Raw genomic sequence first — 16,860 nt, 5'->3', positions numbered from 1 at the left:
ATGAAAAGCCGACGTTTTTTTAAAGCCTTATTGCTGATTGCCTCGCTGGTCGGCGCGTTCTATGCCGGAATGCGGACGCAGGCGTATCTTTATGAAGATTTATGTTTAGACTTGGGCGGCGGCAAAAATCCGGGGAGTTACCCGATTTGCGTGATTGAGAAAGTCCCTGCACGTTAATCAGCAAAAGCCGTCCGAAACCTTGCCGGGCGGCAAGCCAACCTCAAACGGGCGCAAGCCCATGTAACGACAAAAACAAAAAAAGGAAGCCCCATGTTTTTATGGCTCGCACATTTCAGCAACTGGTTAACCGGCCTGAATATTTTTCAATACACCACATTCCGCGCCGTCATGGCGGCGTTGACCGCCTTGGCGTTTTCCCTGATGTTCGGCCCGTGGACGATACGCAGGCTGACTGCGCTTAAAGTCGGCCAAGCCGTCCGTACCGACGGTCCGCAAACCCACCTCGTCAAAAACGGCACGCCGACGATGGGCGGTTCGCTGATTCTGACTGCCATTACCGTGTCCACCCTGTTGTGGGGCAACTGGGCGAACCCGTATATCTGGATTCTCTTGGGCGTACTGCTTGCCACCGGTGCGCTCGGTTTTTACGACGACTGGCGCAAAGTCGTCTATAAAGACCCCAACGGCGTGTCCGCCAAATTCAAAATGGTGTGGCAGTCAAGCGTTGCCATTATCGCCGGTTTGGCATTGTTTTACCTTGCCGCCAATTCCGCCAACAATATTTTGATTGTCCCGTTCTTCAAACAAATCGCCCTGCCGCTGGGCGTGGTCGGTTTTTTGGTGTTGTCTTACCTGACCATCGTCGGCACATCCAACGCCGTCAACCTTACCGACGGCTTGGACGGCCTTGCCGCCTTCCCCGTCGTCCTCGTTGCCGCCGGTCTTGCCATTTTCGCCTACGCCAGCGGACACTACCAATTTTCCCAATACCTCCAGCTTCCCTATGTCGCCGGTGCGAACGAAGTCGCTATATTCTGCACCGCCATGTGCGGCGCGTGCCTCGGATTTTTGTGGTTCAACGCCTATCCCGCGCAAGTCTTTATGGGCGATGTCGGTGCATTGGCATTAGGTGCCGCGCTCGGTACCGTCGCCGTCATCGTCCGTCAAGAATTTGTTTTAGTGATTATGGGTGGATTATTTGTCGTCGAAGCCGTATCCGTTATGCTTCAGGTCGGCTGGTATAAGAGAACCAAAAAACGCATCTTCCTGATGGCGCCCATCCACCACCACTACGAACAAAAAGGCTGGAAAGAAACCCAAGTCGTCGTCCGCTTTTGGATTATCACCATCGTCTTGGTGCTGATCGGTTTGAGTACCCTCAAAATCCGCTGAACCTATGCCGTCTGAACACCTTTCAGACGGCATTTGAACGCGCAATAAACCTGCGGCGGCAATCCGCCCCGCCTTATCGTTAACGGCGGCTGAAACCTGCCTTATACTGAAACAGGAGTAAAACCATGAAACAGACAGTCAAATGGCTTGCAGACGCCCTGATTGCCTTGGGCTTGAAACAAGCGGTGTGGGCGGATGACGTATCGGATTTTAAGGAAACGCTTCAAGTTGCGGAGCAAGGAAATGCAGAAGCCCAATTTAATTTGGGTTTGATGTACGACAATGGTCAAGGAGTCCGTCAAGACTATGCACAGGCAGTGCAGTGGTATCGCAAGGCGGCAGAACAAGGATATGCTGAAGCTCAATTTAATTTGGGTGTGATGTATGCTAACGGTCAAGGAGTCCGTCAAGATCATGCACAGGCAGTGCAGTGGTATCGCAAGGCGGCAGAACAAGGACTAGCCGATGCCCAATATAATTTGGGTGTGATGTATGCCAATGGGCGAGGAGTTCGTCAGGACTATGCACAGGCAGTGCAGTGGTATCGCAAGGCGGCAGAACAAGTGTATGCTCAAGCCCAATATAATTTAGGTGTTGCGTATGAAAAAGGTGAAGGAGTTCTTCAGGACTATACACAGGCAGTGCAGTGGTTTGGCAAGGCGGCAGAGCAAGGATTGGCCAATGCCCAATATAATTTGGGTGTGATGTATGCCAACGGAGAAGGTATTCATCAGAGCTATAAGATTGCCAAAGAGTGGTTTGGTAAGGCTTGTGATAATGGACTGCAACAAGGTTGTGATGCTTATCGAAAATTGAATCAGGCAGGATATTGAATCTTTATCCCAAGGCCGTCTGAAAAACTTAGGATAAAACCAAAATGACTTTCCAAAACAAAAAAATCCTCGTTGCCGGACTCGGCGGCACGGGTATTTCCATGATTGCCTACCTGCGCAAAAACGGCGCGGAGGTTGCCGCTTATGATGCGGAGCTGAAACCGGAGCGCGTGTCGCAAATCGGTAAGATGTTTGACGGGCTGGTGTTTTACACGGGTCGTCTGAAAGATGCGCTGGACAACGGTTTCGATATTCTGGCGCTCAGTCCCGGCATCAGCGAGCGGCAGCCGGATATCGAGGCGTTCAAGCAAAACGGCGGGCGCGTGTTGGGCGACATCGAATTGCTGGCGGACATTGTGAACCGCCGCGGCGACAAGGTGATTGCGATTACGGGCAGCAACGGTAAAACCACGGTAACGAGCCTGGTCGGCTATCTCTGCATCAAGTGCGGGCTGGATACCGTTATCGCGGGCAATATCGGCACGCCGGTTTTGGAGGCAGAATTGCAGCGTGAAGGCAAAAAGGCGGACGTGTGGGTGTTGGAGCTTTCCAGCTTCCAACTGGAAAACACCGAAAGCCTGCGCCCGACTGCGGCGACGGTGCTGAACATTTCCGAAGACCATCTCGACCGCTACGACGACTTGCTTGATTATGCGCATACCAAGGACAAGATTTTCCGTGGCGATGGCGTGCAGGTTTTGAATGCGGACGATACGTTCTGCCGCGCGATGAAACGGGCAGGGCGCGAAGTAAAATGGTTTTCGTTGGAACACCAAGCCGATTTTTGGTTGGAACGCGAAACGGGTCGTCTGAAACAAGGCGATGAAGATTTGATTGCCACGCAAGACATTCCGTTACAAGGCTTGCACAACGCCGCCAACGTTATGGCTGCTGTTGCCTTGTGCGAAGCCGTCGGTTTGCCGCGCGAAGCATTGCTCGAACACGTCAAAACCTTCCAAGGCCTGCCGCACCGCGTGGAAAAAATCGGCGAGAAAAACGGCGTGGTGTTCATCGACGACAGCAAAGGCACAAACGTCGGCGCGACCGCCGCCGCGATTGCCGGTTTGCAAAATCCGCTCTTCGTGATTTTGGGCGGCATGGGCAAAGGGCAGGACTTCACGCCCCTGCGCGACGCGCTTGCCTGCAAGGCAAAAGGCGTGTTCCTGATTGGTGTCGATGCGCCGCAAATCCGCCGCGATTTGGACGGCTGCGGCTTGAATATGACCGACTGCGCCACTTTGGAAGAAGCCGTTCAGACGGCATACGCCCAAGCCGAAGCGGGCGACATCGTGTTGCTCAGCCCGGCTTGCGCGAGTTTCGATATGTTTAAAGGCTACGCGCACCGTTCGGAAGTGTTTATCGAAGCGTTCAAGGCTTTGTGATGCCGTCTGAAACGCAAACGCCGTCATTGTTGGGCGGCAAGTAAAGATTTAGAATACCGATTTGGGATGTATCGTATGTTCGGACGGCATTGTCTGCCGTCTGAAATTTTTGCCCTTTGCGGCAGGTGCAAACAGACTGGCAGGTGGTTTTTTTGAAGATTTCGGAAGTATTGGTAAAAGTGGGCGACGGTGTCCACACTCTGCTGCTCGACAGGCCGATTGTGCGCGACGGCAGGAAATTCGACGCGCCGCTTTTGTGGATGGTGGTGCTGATGACGGCGTTCAGCCTGCTGATGATTTATTCGGCTTCTGTGTATTTGGCATCGAAGGAAGGCGGCGATCAGTTTTTCTATTTGACCAGACAGGCGGGGTTCGTTGTTGCCGGCCTTATAGCGAGCGGTTTTTTATGGTTTCTTTGCAGGATGAGGACATGGCGGCGGCTTGTGCCGTGGATTTTTGCCTTATCCGGCCTGTTGCTGGTAGTCGTATTGATTGCCGGGCGCGAAATCAATGGCGCGACCCGTTGGATACCTTTGGGTCCGTTGAATTTCCAGCCGACCGAGCTGTTCAAGCTGGCGGTCATCCTTTATTTGGCAAGCCTGTTCACGCGCCGTGAAGAAGTGTTGCGCAGCATGGAAAGTTTGGGTTGGCAGTCGATTTGGCGGGGGACGGCCAACCTGATTATGTCCGCCACCAATCCGCAGGCACGTCGTGAAACATTAGAAATGTACGGCCGTTTCCGGGCGATCATCCTGCCGATTATGCTGGTGGCGTTCGGTTTGGTGCTGATAATGGTACAGCCGGATTTCGGTTCGTTTGTCGTCATTACCGTCATTACCGTTGGAATGCTGTTTCTGGCAGGATTGCCGTGGAAATATTTTTTCGTCCTGGTAGGCAGCGTCTTGGGTGGGATGGTGCTGATGATTACCGCCGCTCCCTACCGTGTGCAGCGGGTAGTGGCATTTTTGGACCCGTGGAAAGACCCGCAGGGTGCCGGCTACCAGCTTACCCACTCTCTGATGGCAATCGGGCGCGGAGAGTGGTTCGGTATGGGTTTGGGTGCGAGTTTGAGCAAACGCGGCTTTCTGCCGGAAGCGCATACCGATTTTATTTTTGCCATCATCGCCGAAGAATTCGGCTTCTTCGGCATGTGCGTGCTGATATTCTGTTACGGCTGGCTGGTGGTGCGGGCGTTTTCCATCGGCAAGCAGTCGCGCGATTTGGGTTTGACTTTCAACGCCTATATCGCTTCGGGTATCGGCATTTGGATCGGTATCCAAAGTTTCTTCAATATCGGTGTGAACATCGGTGCTTTGCCGACCAAAGGTCTGACGCTGCCGTTGATGTCCTATGGCGGTTCGTCAGTCTTTTTCATGCTGATCAGCATGATGCTGCTGTTGCGTATAGATTATGAAAACCGCCAGAAAATGCGCGGTTACCGGGTGGAGTAAATCATGGGCGGTAAAACCTTTATGCTGATGGCGGGCGGAACGGGCGGACATATTTTCCCCGCGCTGGCGGTGGCGGATTCATTGCGCACGCGCGGCCATCATGTAATTTGGCTGGGCAGCAAGGATTCGATGGAAGAGCGCATCGTGCCGCAATATGACATCCTGCTCGAAACGCTGGCGATTAAAGGCGTGCGCGGCAACGGCATCAAACGCAAGCTGATGCTGCCGTTTACTTTGTATCAAACCGTCCGCGAAGCGCAGCGGATTATCCGCAAACACCGTGTCGAGTGCGTTATCGGGTTCGGCGGCTTCGTTACCTTCCCCGGCGGTTTGGCGGCGAAGCTATTGGGCGTGCCGATTGTGATTCACGAGCAAAACGCCGTGGCCGGTTTGTCCAACCGCCACCTGTCGCGCTGGGCGAAACGCGTGCTGTACGCCTTCCCCAAAGCGTTTAACCACGAAGGCGGCTTGGTCGGCAACCCCGTCCGCGCCGATATTGCTAAGCTGCCCGTGCCTGCCGAACGCTTCCAAGGGCGCGAAGGCCGTCTGAAAATTTTGGTGGTCGGCGGCAGTTTGGGTGCAGACGTTTTGAACAAAACCGTACCGCAGGCATTGGCTTTGCTGCCCGATGATGCGCGTCCGCAGATGTACCACCAATCGGGTCGAGGCAAGTTGGGCAGCTTGCAGGCGGATTACGACGCGCTGGGCGTGAAGGCCGAATGCGTGGAATTTATTACCGACATGGTGTCCGCCTACCGCGATGCCGATTTGGTGATTTGCCGTGCCGGCGCGCTGACAATTGCCGAGTTGACTGCGGCAGGGTTGGGCGCGTTGTTAGTGCCGTATCCTCACGCCGTTGACGACCACCAAACCGCCAACGCGCGTTTTATGGTGCAGGCGGAGGCGGGATTGCTGTTGCCGCAAACCCAGTTGACGGCGGAAAAACTCGCCGAAATCCTCGGCAGCCTGAACCGCGAAAAATGTCTCAAATGGGCAGAGAACGCCCGTACTTTGGCACTGCCGCACAGCGCGGACGATGTGGCGGAAGCCGCCATCGCGTGTACGGCATGATGATATAATGCGATAAACGAAACAGATGCCGTCTGAAAACCACGAAACCGGTTTCAGACGGCCTTATATTTTGTTTTTTCGGGTGTTTCGGTATATGAAATCGAGTATGAAAATGGGCAGGAAAGCAGGGTTTACCGCCGAACGCAGCCTCATTTTTACCCATATTGCAACCAATGTGAAATCCTGTATGCCGAAACATCTGTAATTTACAAGAAAACTATGGCGTAGAAGCGGATAGCCCTTTAAAATAACGCCTTTACGCATCGAAATCCACCGGAACGCAACATTATGATGAAAAATCGAGTTACCAACATCCATTTTGTCGGTATCGGCGGCGTCGGCATGAGCGGTATCGCCGAAGTCTTGCACAATTTGGGCTTTAAAGTTTCCGGTTCGGATCAGGCGCGAAATGCCGCTACCGAGCATTTGAGCAGCCTGGGCATTCAAGTTTATCCCGGCCATACCGCAGAACACGTTAACGGTGCGGATGTTGTCGTTACCTCTACCGCCGTCAAAAAAGAAAATCCCGAAGTTGTCGCTGCGCTGGAGCAGCAAATTCCCGTTATTCCGCGCGCCTTGATGCTGGCGGAACTGATGCGCTTCCGTGACGGCATCGCCATCGCCGGTACGCACGGCAAAACCACGACCACCAGCCTGACCGCTTCCATCCTCGGCGCGGCAGGACTCGACCCCACTTTCGTTATCGGCGGCAAACTCAATGCCGCAGGTACCAACGCCCGTTTGGGCAAAGGCGAATACATCGTCGCCGAAGCCGACGAATCCGATGCCTCTTTCCTACATCTGACCCCGATTATGTCCGTCGTAACCAATATCGACGAAGACCATATGGACACTTACGGACACAGCGTTGAGAAACTGCATCAGGCGTTTGTGGACTTCATCCACCGTATGCCGTTCTACGGCAAAGCTTTTTTGTGTGTTGACAGCGAACACGTCCGCGCGATTCTGCCCAAAGTGAGCAAACCCTACGCCACCTACGGTTTGGATGATACCGCCGACATCTACGCCACCGACATCGAAAACGTCGGCGCGCAAATGAAGTTTACTGTCCATGTCCAAATGAAAGGACATGAGCAGGAGCCGTTTGAAGTCGTGCTGAATATGCCCGGCAGACACAACGTGCTGAACGCATTGGCAGCCATCGGCGTGGCACTTGAAGTCGGCGCATCCGTCGAAGCGATCCAAAAAGGGCTGCTTGACTTTGAGGGTGTCGGCCGCCGCTTCCAAAAATACGGCGACATCAAGTTGCCAAACGGCGGAACCGCGCTCTTGGTGGACGACTATGGACACCACCCCATCGAAATGGCGGCAACCCTTTCCGCTGCACGCGGCGCGTATCCGGAAAAACGTTTGGTATTGGCCTTCCAACCGCACCGCTATACCCGTACACGCGATTTGTTTGAAGACTTCACCAAAGTCCTCAATACCGTTGACGCGCTGGTGTTGACCGAAGTTTATGCCGCCGGTGAAGAGCCGATTGCCGCGGCCGATTCCCGCGCCTTGGCGCGTGCTATCCGCGTATTGGGCAAACTTGAGCCGATTTACTGCGAAAACGTTGCCGACTTGCCTGAAATGCTGTTGAACGTTTTACAGGATGGCGACGTCGTGTTGAATATGGGTGCAGGCAGCATCAACCGTGTGCCTGCTGCGATGTTGGAGTTGTCGAAAACCTGAGGCGCAACTTTTATCGTGATGCCGCGATAGCTGCTCGATGAAGTGATGTTTTATCAGGTAGGGCAAACGAGATTAAGGTCGTCTGAAAACCCGATTTGTTTTCAGACGACCTATATCAAACAAAAAAGCAATCAAGAAAGAACAAAAACAATGCAGAATTTTGGCAAAGTAGCCGTATTGATGGGTGGCTTTTCCAGCGAACGCGAAATCTCGCTGGATAGTGGTGCCGCCATTTTGAATGCCTTAAAAAGCAAAGGCATAGATGCACACGCCTTCGATCCCAAGGAAACCCCATTGTCTGAATTGAAGGCACAAGGTTTTCAGACGGCATTCAACATCCTTCACGGTACTTACGGCGAAGATGGTGCCGTTCAGGGCGCGTTGGAATTGTTGGGCATTCCTTATACCGGCAGCGGTGTCGCCGCTTCCGCCATCGGCATGGACAAATACCGCTGCAAGCTGATTTGGCAAGCCTTGGGGCTGCCTGTTCCTGAGTTCGCCGTTTTACATGAAGACTCCGATTTTGATGCTGTCGAGCAGCAGCTCGGTTTGCCCATGTTCGTTAAACCGGCAGCCGAAGGCAGCAGCGTTGGCGTGGTGAAAGTGAAAGAAAAAGGCCGTCTGAAAAGCGTTTACGAAGAATTGAAACACCTTCAAGGTGAAATCATTGCCGAGCGATTCATCGGTGGCGGCGAATATTCCTGCCCCGTCCTGAACGGCAAAGGTCTGCCCGGCATACGCATCATTCCTGCAACCGAGTTTTATGACTACGAAGCCAAGTACAACCGAGACGACACTGTTTATCAATGTCCTTCGGAAGATTTGACCGAAGCCGAAGAAAGCCTGATGCGCGAACTGGCGGTTCGCGGCGCGCAGGCAATCGGTGCGGAAGGCTGCGTGCGCGTCGATTTCCTCAAAGATACCGACGGCAAACTCTATCTGTTGGAAATCAACACCCTGCCCGGTATGACGAGCCATAGTTTAGTACCGAAATCCGCTGCCGTTACGGGTGTGGGTTTTGCCGATTTATGTATTGAAATTTTGAAGACCGCACATGTGGGATAATGCCGAAGCGATGGAACGGCTGACGCGCTGGCTGCTTGTCATGATGGCGATGCTGCTTGCCGCGTCCGGGCTGGTTTGGTTTTACAATTCGAATCATCTGCCCGTCAAGCAGGTGTCGCTGAAGGGCAACCTGGTTTATTCCGATAAGAAGGCATTGGGCAGTTTGGCGAAAGAATACATCCATGGGAATATTTTAAGGACGGACATCAATGGCGCACAGGAGGCCTACCGCCGGTATCCGTGGATTGCGTCAGTCATGGTGCGCCGCCGTTTTTCCGATACGGTTGAAATCGTCCTGACCGAGCGCAAGCCGGTTGCACGTTGGGGCGACCGTGCACTGGTGGACAGCGAAGGCAATGTTTTTGAAGCCCGTTTGGACAGACCCGGAATGCCGGTATTCAGAGGCGGTGAGGGAACGTCTGCCGAAATGCTCCGCCGTTATGACGAATTTTCGACTGTTTTGGCAAAACAGGGTTTGGGCATCAAAGAGATGACCTATACGGCACGTTCGGCGTGGAATGTCGTTTTGGACAACGGCATCACCGTCAGGCTCGGACGGGAAAACGAGATGAAACGCCTCCGGCTTTTTACCGAAGCGTGGCAACATCTGTTGCGTAAAAATAAAAATCGGTTATCCTATGTGGATATGAGGTATAAGGACGGATTTTCAGTCCGCTATGCTTCCGACGGTTTACCCGAAAAAGAATCCGAAGAATAGTGGGAACAGGTATCGGACAGATTACGGCCGTGCCGTCTGAAACGGTGCGACGCAAATTTCAATCAGTTTTAAGAGCAGACGAACAATGGAACAGCAGAAAAGATATATCAGCGTACTGGATATCGGTACGTCTAAAGTCCTCGCACTGATCGGGGAAGTTCAAGATGACGACAAAATCAACATCGTCGGTTTGGGGCAGGCTCCTTCACGGGGCTTGCGCGCGGGCATGGTAACCAATATCGATGCCACCGTCCAAGCCATCAGGCAGGCGGTCAATGATGCCGAGCTGATGGCAGATACCAAAATTACCCACGTTACCACAGGTATCGCAGGCAACCACATCCGCAGCCTCAATTCGCAAGGTGTGGTTAAAATCAAAGACGGGGAAGTAACGCAGGCAGACATCGACCGCGCTATTGAAACGGCAAAGGCAATCAATATCCCACCCGATCAAAAAATTCTCGATGCCGTGGTTCAAGACTACATTATCGACACCCAACTTGGCGTGAGGGAGCCCATCGGTATGAGCGGTGTGCGTCTGGATACGCGGGTGCACATCATTACCGGTGCAAGTACGGCAGTGCAGAATGTCCAAAAATGTATCGAGCGGTGCGGCTTGAAAAGCGATCAAATCATGCTTCAGCCGTTGGCAAGCGGGCAGGCGGTGCTGACTGAAGATGAAAAAGACCTCGGCGTATGCGTCATCGACATTGGTGGCGGAACGACCGATATTGCCGTTTATATGAACGGCGCCATCCGCCATACGTCCGTCATTCCGGCCGGTGGTAATCTGATTACCAAAGATTTGTCCAAATCGTTGAGAACACCTCTCGATGCCGCCGAGTACATTAAAATCCATTATGGCGTGGCATCATGCGATACGGAAGGCTTGGGTGAGATGATTGAAGTTCCGGGCGTGGGTGACCGGACATCGCGTCAGGTTTCCAGTAAGGTTTTGGCAGCAATCATCAGCGCACGCATTCAGGAGATTTTTGGCGTAGTGCTGGGCGAGCTGCAAAAATCGGGTTTCCCCAAAGAAGTGCTGAATGCGGGTATCGTTCTGACCGGCGGTGTGTCCATGATGACCGGGATTGTGGAATTTGCCGAAAAAATCTTCGATCTGCCTGTACGCACCGGTGCGCCCCAAGAAATGGGCGGTTTGTCCGACCGTGTCCGCACACCGCGCTTTTCTACCGCTATCGGTCTGCTTCATGCAGCACGCAAGCTGGAAGGAAACTTGCCGCAGCCGGAAAACGGTGCAGTGCAAGAGAGGGAAGAGGGCGGCGGTTTGTTGGCAAGATTGAAGCGGTGGATTGAAAACAACCTCTGAACAGGTGGATTGCCGTTTGACAGGTGAGAAGTATTTTGCCAGCAGCAAGATACTTCTTATATAATAAATAATGATTTATTTAAACCGTCCTCTGAACGGGGCGAGCAGGAGTTTTTGAATGGAATTTGTTTACGACGTGGCAGAATCGGCAGTCAGCCCTGCGGTAATTAAAGTAATCGGCTTGGGCGGCGGCGGTTGCAATGCAATCAATAACATGGTTGCCAACAATGTGCGCGGTGTGGAGTTTATCAGTGCCAATACGGATGCACAGTCTTTGGCAAAAAACCATGCGGCGAAGAGAATCCAATTGGGTACGAATCTGACACGCGGTTTGGGTGCGGGTGCCAATCCCGATATCGGTCGCGCGGCCGCCCAAGAGGATAGGGAAGCCATTGAAGAAGCCATTCGCGGTGCAAACATGCTCTTTATTACGACCGGTATGGGCGGCGGTACCGGCACCGGTTCCGCGCCGGTTGTTGCTGAGATTGCCAAGTCTTTGGGCATTCTGACCGTTGCCGTAGTTACCCGTCCGTTTTCTTATGAAGGCAAACGCGTCCATGTCGCACAGGCAGGTCTGGAACAGTTGAAAGAACACGTCGATTCGCTGATCATCATCCCGAACGACAAACTGATGACCGCATTGGGTGAAGACGTAACCATGCGTGAAGCTTTCCGCGCCGCCGACAATGTATTGCGCGATGCGGTTGCCGGCATTTCCGAAGTCGTTACCTGTCCGAGCGAAATCATCAACCTCGACTTTGCCGACGTGAAAACCGTGATGAGCAACCGCGGTATCGCTATGATGGGTTCGGGTTATGCCCAAGGTATCGACCGTGCGCGTATGGCGACCGACCAGGCCATTTCCAGTCCGCTGCTGGACGATGTAACTTTGGATGGTGCGCGCGGTGTGCTGGTCAATATTACGACTGCTCCGGGTTGCCTGAAAATGTCCGAGTTGTCTGAAGTCATGAAAATCGTCAACCAAAGCGCGCATCCCGATTTGGAATGCAAATTCGGTGCTGCTGAAGACGAGACCATGAGCGAAGATGCCATCCGGATTACCATTATCGCTACCGGTCTGAAAGAAAAAGGCGCGGTCGATCCTGCTCCGGCAAGGGAGGTAGAACCGGTTGCCCCGTCCAAACAGGAGCAAAGCCACAATGTCGAAGGTATGATCCGCACCAATCGCGGTATCCGCACCATGAATCTGACAGCAGCGGATTTCGACAATCAGTCCGTACTTGACGACTTTGAAATCCCTGCGATTTTGCGCCGTCAGTACAATTCAGACAAATAATGCTCCGTGTGCCGTAAACCCATTGCCTCCCGAACCGGTTTGTCCGGTTTGGGAGGTATGTTTTTCAAGATGTTGCAATTCCGTACGGTTTGCGGTCGGCGGATTCAGATTTTTCCACTTGATACAGACTTTCAGATATGGACACTTCAAAACAAACACTGTTGGACAGGATTTTCAATCTTCGGGCAAACGGTACAACGGTTCGCACCGAATTGATGGCGGGTTTGACGACTTTTTTGACGATGTGCTACATCGTTATCGTCAACCCGTTGATTTTGGGCGAGACCGGCATGGATATGGGGGCGGTATTCGTCGCCACCTGTATTGCATCCGCCATCGGCTGTTTTGTCATGGGTTTTATCGGCAACTATCCGATTGCGCTTGCCCCGGGTATGGGTTTGAACGCGTATTTTACCTTTGCGGTCGTTAAAGGTATGGGCGTGCCTTGGCAGGTTGCGTTGGGTGCGGTGTTCATCTCCGGTCTGATTTTCATCCTGTTCAGCTTTTTTAAAGTCAGGGAAATGCTGGTCAACGCACTGCCTATGGGTTTGAAAATGTCGATTGCTGCCGGTATAGGTCTGTTCTTGGCACTGATTTCCCTGAAAGGCGCAGGCATTATCGTGGCAAATTCGGCAACCTTGGTCGGTTTGGGCGATATTCATCAGCCCAGCGCACTGTTGGCGTTGTTCGGTTTTGCTATGGTGGTCGTATTGGGGCATTTCCGCGTTCAAGGCGCAATCATCATCACCATTCTGATGATTACCGTCATTGCCAGCCTGATGGGTTTGAACGAGTTTCACGGCATCATCGGCGAAGTACCGGGCATTGCGCCGACCTTTATGCAGATGGATTTTAAAGGCCTGTTTACCGTCAGCATGGTCAGTGTGATTTTCGTCTTCTTCTTGGTCGATCTGTTTGACAGTACCGGAACGCTGGTCGGCATATCCCACCGTGCCGGACTACTGGTGGACGGTAAGCTGCCCCGCCTGAAACGCGCACTGCTTGCAGACTCTACCGCCATTGTGGCGGGTGCGGCTTTGGGTACTTCTTCAACCACGCCTTATGTGGAAAGCGCGGCGGGCGTATCGGCAGGCGGACGGACCGGTCTGACGGCGGTTACCGTCGGCGTATTGATGCTCGCCTGTCTGATGTTCTCCCCATTGGCGAAAAGTGTTCCCGCTTTTGCCACCGCGCCCGCCCTGCTTTACGTCGGCACGCAGATGCTCCGCAGCGCGAGGGACATCGATTGGGACGATATGACGGAAGCCGCGCCCGCGTTCCTGACCATTGTCTTCATGCCGTTTACCTATTCGATTGCAGACGGCATCGCCTTCGGCTTCATCAGCTATGCCGTGGTCAAGCTTTTGTGCCGCCGAACTAAAGACGTGCCGCCTATGGTATGGGTTGTTGCCGTATTGTGGGCATTGAAATTCTGGTATTTGGGTTGATGGTTGGAAGCATCAATCAAATGCCGTCTGAAATTTTCAGACGGCATTTTGTTTGGATTTTGGGCGTACAATAAACTGCCAACGGTATCCACAACAGGTTTCAGGTTTCCTGAATTTCTCTAATAAATAAAACACTTATTCTATCAACCGTTAATGTAACCAAACAATTATCAAGATAAGAGTAGTTTATTAAATACTCATCTTCTTCAAATTGTATATTTTGTAGGGTTAGATGATTATTTTTTAATTCTGCCGTTATTTCATACTTGAAACTATCATCTATTTTTCTAAATCCAATATTTGAAGTTGATTTATCCAGTATGTAATCATTAAAGATTTCATAGGATAATTCCACTTCATAAAATTGATTTTCAAATATTTTGAATGGGCAGTATGATATAAAACAATGTAGTTCATAACCATTTATTTCAATCAATACTGCCTCTTCAATGGTGTTATCTAACTTTTTGATTTTACATTTATATAACATTTTATCTTGCCTTTGGATAAATTGTTTTGTTTTTTGGATTGTTATTCAAAGTTCTCCAAAAGTCTTTTCCTGATTTTGTATGTATCGTGGTAATACTACCATTTTCATTGGTTCCAACAAAAATAAATTTAGATTGACCTTTGGAATCAGTACCCAACGGAAAACATAACGATAAGGACACAAACTATGGCACAATTTTTCGCTGTTCATCCCGACAACCCGCAGGAACGCCTCATCAAGCAGGCGGTTGAAATCGTCAATAAAGGCGGCGTGGTGGTTTATCCGACCGATTCGTGTTACGCCTTGGGTTGCAAACTTGGCGATAAGGCGGCGATGGAACGCATACTCTCCATCCGAAAAATCGATTTGAAACACCACCTGACCTTGATGTGCGCCGATTTGAGCGAGTTGGGCACATACGCCAAAATCGACAACGTACAGTTTCGTCAGCTTAAAGCCGCCACACCCGGACCTTATACTTTTATTTTACAGGCGACGAAGGAAGTGCCGGCGCGCACGCTGCACCCGAAACGCAAAACCATCGGGCTGCGTATTCCCGATAATGCCATTGCACAAGCCCTGCTGGGGGAATTGGGCGAACCGCTTTTAAGCTGCACCCTGATGCTGCCCGAAGACGGCGAACCGCTGACCGACCCTTATGAAATCCGCGACCGGCTGGAACACGCCGTCGATTTGGTGATTGACGGCGGCTGGTGCGGAACCGATCCGACTACCGTCATCGACATGACCGACGGTACGGAATTGGTGCGCCAAGGTTGCGGCGATACGGCGGTGTTCGGTTTGTAGGGAAACCGATGCCGTCTGAAGCATCAGCCGTCCAAACGTATCGGGTGTTTGGCCGTTTACGGAAGTTCGAAATGCCGCCGCACATTTTGTTTCAGGCGGATTGTCTGTTCGGAACATCAAACAAAATGCCGTCTGAAAGCCCTTCAGACGGCATTGCCTTGTTCATCTGCGTTAATGGCGGAAGTGGCGCACGCCGGTTACGACCATGGCGATGCCGTGTTCGTCTGCCGCGTCGAAAACTTCCTGATCGCGCATCGAACCTGCCGGATGGATGATGGCTTTGATGCCCTGCTCGGCAATTACGTCCACGCCGTCGCGGAACGGGAAGAAGGCATCAGAGGCAGCGCATGCGCCGTTGAGGTCGAGATTGGCATCTTGCGCTTTGCGGGCGGCGATGCGGGTGCTGTCCACGCGGCTCATTTGGCCTGCGCCGATGCCGTAGGTTTGACCGCCTTTGCCGAAGACGATGGCGTTGGATTTGACGTATTTGGCAACGTTCCAAACAAACATCAGGTCGTTCCATTCCTGCTCGGTCGGTTGGCGTTTGGAAACGACTTTCAAATCGGCGCGGTTGAGGCGGTGAATATCGGGGGTTTGCACCAACAGTCCGCCGCCGACGCGTTTGAGTTCAAAGAGGTTCGCGCCTGCTTCAAGCGGCACTTCCAATACGCGCACGTTTTTCTTGGCTGCGGCGATTTCGAGGGCTTCGGCGGTAAACTTCGGTGCCATCAGGACTTCCATAAATTGGTTGTCGGTAATTTGTTTGACGGTTTCGCCGTCCACTTCGCGGTTGAAGGCAATGATGCCGCCGAATGCGCTGGTAGTGTCGGTAGCGTAGGCGAGTTTGTAGGCGGTCAATGTATCGGCTGCAACGGCGACGCCGCACGGATTGGCGTGTTTCACGATCACGCAAGCTGGTGCGTCAAAGGATTTGACGGCTTCCCACGCGGCATCGGCATCGGCGATGTTGTTGTAGGACAATTCTTTGCCTTGCAGCTGTTTGTAGGCGGAAAGGCTGCCTGCGGCGGGGTCAATATCGCGGTAGAACGCGGCGCGTTGGTGCGGGTTTTCGCCGTAACGCATGTCTTGCACTTTAATCCAGCTTTGGTTGAACCGGCTTGGGAATTCGCCGATTTGGGGCTGGCCGCTTAAGACGTCGTCTGAAAGCGAGGTTAGGTAGTTGGAAATCATGCCGTCGTATTGGGCGGTATGGCTGAACGCCTTGCGTGAAAGGTTGAAACGGGTTTTGTCGCTCAACGCGCCGCCGTTGGCTTCCATTTCGGCGGCGATGGCGGGGAAGTCGGCGGTGTCGGTAACGATGGCGACGTGTTTCCAGTTTTTCGCGGCGGAACGCACCATAGTCGGGCCGCCGATGTCGATGTTTTCAATCGCGTCTTCCAGTGTGCAGCCGGGCTTGGCGATGGTGGCGGCGAAGGGGTAAAGGTTGACGCACACAAGGTCGATGTTGCCGATGCCGTGTTCTTCCATCTTAGCGACGTGTTCGTCCAAATCGCGACGACCGAGAATACCGCCGTGGATTTTCGGATGCAGGGTTTTCACGCGGCCGTCGAGCATTTCGGGAAAACCGGTATAGTCGGCAACTTCAATCACGGGAACGCCCGCATCGGCAAGCAGTTTCGCCGTGCCGCCGGTGGAGAGGATTTCGACACCGAGCTTGTGCAGGGTTTGGGCAAATTCGACCGCGCCTGCCTTGTCGGACAGGCTGATCAGGGCGCGTTTGATGACGGACATTGGGGCTTCCTTTTCTGACAGTTGGATGGGGAAAGGGGAACTTTTTCGGGGCAGTATTATCCGCTATTTTCAGTTTTTTGGCAGTAGGTTTTTGCAGATATTGTTGACAATTTATAGTGGATTAACAAAAACCAGTACGGCGTTGCCTCGCCTTGCCCTGATTTTTGT

16 protein-coding genes are annotated in these 16,860 nt (G+C 52.7%); 14 read left to right on the top strand and 2 right to left on the bottom strand.

The genetic code is table 11. From position 1 onward, the window contains the following. The 13 genes from Q3O12_RS04650 (at position 1) to Q3O12_RS04590 (ending at position 13,643) form a co-directional block, all read left to right on the top strand. Positions 1-177, top strand: a complete 177-nt coding sequence (locus Q3O12_RS04650) for a hypothetical protein (RefSeq protein ID WP_003676729.1) — start codon at positions 1-3, stop codon at positions 175-177. 93 nt (positions 178-270) lie between these two features. Then, complete coding sequence (gene mraY, locus Q3O12_RS04645) at positions 271-1,353, top strand: phospho-N-acetylmuramoyl-pentapeptide-transferase (protein ID WP_301669564.1); 1,083 nt, start codon at positions 271-273, stop codon at positions 1,351-1,353. A 125-nt stretch (positions 1,354-1,478) separates the two neighbouring features. Next, positions 1,479-2,186, top strand: coding sequence for a tetratricopeptide repeat protein (locus tag Q3O12_RS04640; RefSeq protein ID WP_301669563.1), 708 nt, complete (start codon positions 1,479-1,481; stop codon positions 2,184-2,186). 44 nt (positions 2,187-2,230) lie between these two features. After that, positions 2,231-3,568, top strand: a complete 1,338-nt coding sequence (gene murD / locus Q3O12_RS04635) for a UDP-N-acetylmuramoyl-L-alanine--D-glutamate ligase (protein ID WP_301669562.1) — start codon at positions 2,231-2,233, stop codon at positions 3,566-3,568. A gap of 125 nt (positions 3,569-3,693) precedes the next feature. Further along, positions 3,694-5,019 (top strand): FtsW/RodA/SpoVE family cell cycle protein, encoded by a 1,326-nt coding sequence (locus tag Q3O12_RS04630; protein WP_301669561.1) that lies wholly within the window; start codon positions 3,694-3,696, stop codon positions 5,017-5,019. 3 nt (positions 5,020-5,022) lie between these two features. Continuing rightward, positions 5,023-6,090 (top strand): undecaprenyldiphospho-muramoylpentapeptide beta-N-acetylglucosaminyltransferase, encoded by a 1,068-nt coding sequence (murG, locus tag Q3O12_RS04625; RefSeq protein ID WP_301669560.1) that lies wholly within the window; start codon positions 5,023-5,025, stop codon positions 6,088-6,090. Positions 6,091-6,115: 25 nt separating this feature from the next. Then, entirely contained in the window at positions 6,116-6,295 is a 180-nt protein-coding gene (locus Q3O12_RS04620) for a hypothetical protein (RefSeq protein ID WP_301669559.1), read from the top strand. 83 nt (positions 6,296-6,378) lie between these two features. Then, the gene (gene murC, locus Q3O12_RS04615) at positions 6,379-7,785 is read left to right on the top strand and encodes a UDP-N-acetylmuramate--L-alanine ligase (RefSeq protein ID WP_301669558.1); all 1,407 of its coding nucleotides are present in this window, start codon (positions 6,379-6,381) and stop codon (positions 7,783-7,785) included. A gap of 150 nt (positions 7,786-7,935) precedes the next feature. After that, positions 7,936-8,850: a D-alanine--D-alanine ligase gene (locus tag Q3O12_RS04610; protein WP_301669557.1), complete on the top strand. Its 915-nt coding sequence runs from the start codon at positions 7,936-7,938 to the stop codon at positions 8,848-8,850. After that, positions 8,840-9,568, top strand: coding sequence for a cell division protein FtsQ/DivIB (locus Q3O12_RS04605; RefSeq protein ID WP_301669556.1), 729 nt, complete (start codon positions 8,840-8,842; stop codon positions 9,566-9,568). The genes Q3O12_RS04610 and Q3O12_RS04605 overlap by 11 nt, the downstream gene beginning before the upstream one ends. A gap of 85 nt (positions 9,569-9,653) precedes the next feature. After that, complete coding sequence (gene ftsA / locus Q3O12_RS04600; protein ID WP_301669555.1) at positions 9,654-10,898, top strand: cell division protein FtsA; 1,245 nt, start codon at positions 9,654-9,656, stop codon at positions 10,896-10,898. 118 nt (positions 10,899-11,016) lie between these two features. Then, a complete protein-coding gene (ftsZ, locus tag Q3O12_RS04595; RefSeq protein ID WP_107819919.1) occupies positions 11,017-12,195 on the top strand; it encodes a cell division protein FtsZ in 1,179 nt (392 codons plus the stop codon). Between the two features lie 137 nt (positions 12,196-12,332). Next, positions 12,333-13,643, top strand: a complete 1,311-nt coding sequence (locus tag Q3O12_RS04590) for an NCS2 family permease (protein WP_301669554.1) — start codon at positions 12,333-12,335, stop codon at positions 13,641-13,643. Between the two features lie 100 nt (positions 13,644-13,743). Here Q3O12_RS04590 and Q3O12_RS04585 read toward each other — a convergent pair whose 3' ends face one another. Further along, a complete protein-coding gene (locus Q3O12_RS04585) occupies positions 13,744-14,133 on the bottom strand; it encodes a UCP019853 family protein (protein WP_301669553.1) in 390 nt (129 codons plus the stop codon). A 186-nt stretch (positions 14,134-14,319) separates the two neighbouring features. Between Q3O12_RS04585 and Q3O12_RS04580 the strand changes: the two genes are divergently transcribed. Then, complete coding sequence (locus Q3O12_RS04580; protein WP_107863058.1) at positions 14,320-14,940, top strand: L-threonylcarbamoyladenylate synthase; 621 nt, start codon at positions 14,320-14,322, stop codon at positions 14,938-14,940. Positions 14,941-15,111: 171 nt separating this feature from the next. Here Q3O12_RS04580 and purH read toward each other — a convergent pair whose 3' ends face one another. Then, complete coding sequence (gene purH / locus Q3O12_RS04575; protein WP_301669552.1) at positions 15,112-16,692, bottom strand: bifunctional phosphoribosylaminoimidazolecarboxamide formyltransferase/IMP cyclohydrolase; 1,581 nt, start codon at positions 16,690-16,692, stop codon at positions 15,112-15,114. Positions 16,693-16,860 lie beyond the last annotated feature (168 nt).

This window comes from Neisseria benedictiae (genome assembly GCF_958267435.1).
Lineage (GTDB): Bacteria > Pseudomonadota > Gammaproteobacteria > Burkholderiales > Neisseriaceae > Neisseria > Neisseria bergeri.
The sequence above is the reverse complement of the archived record's forward strand: the minus strand, read 5'-3'. Positions and strand labels throughout refer to the sequence as shown.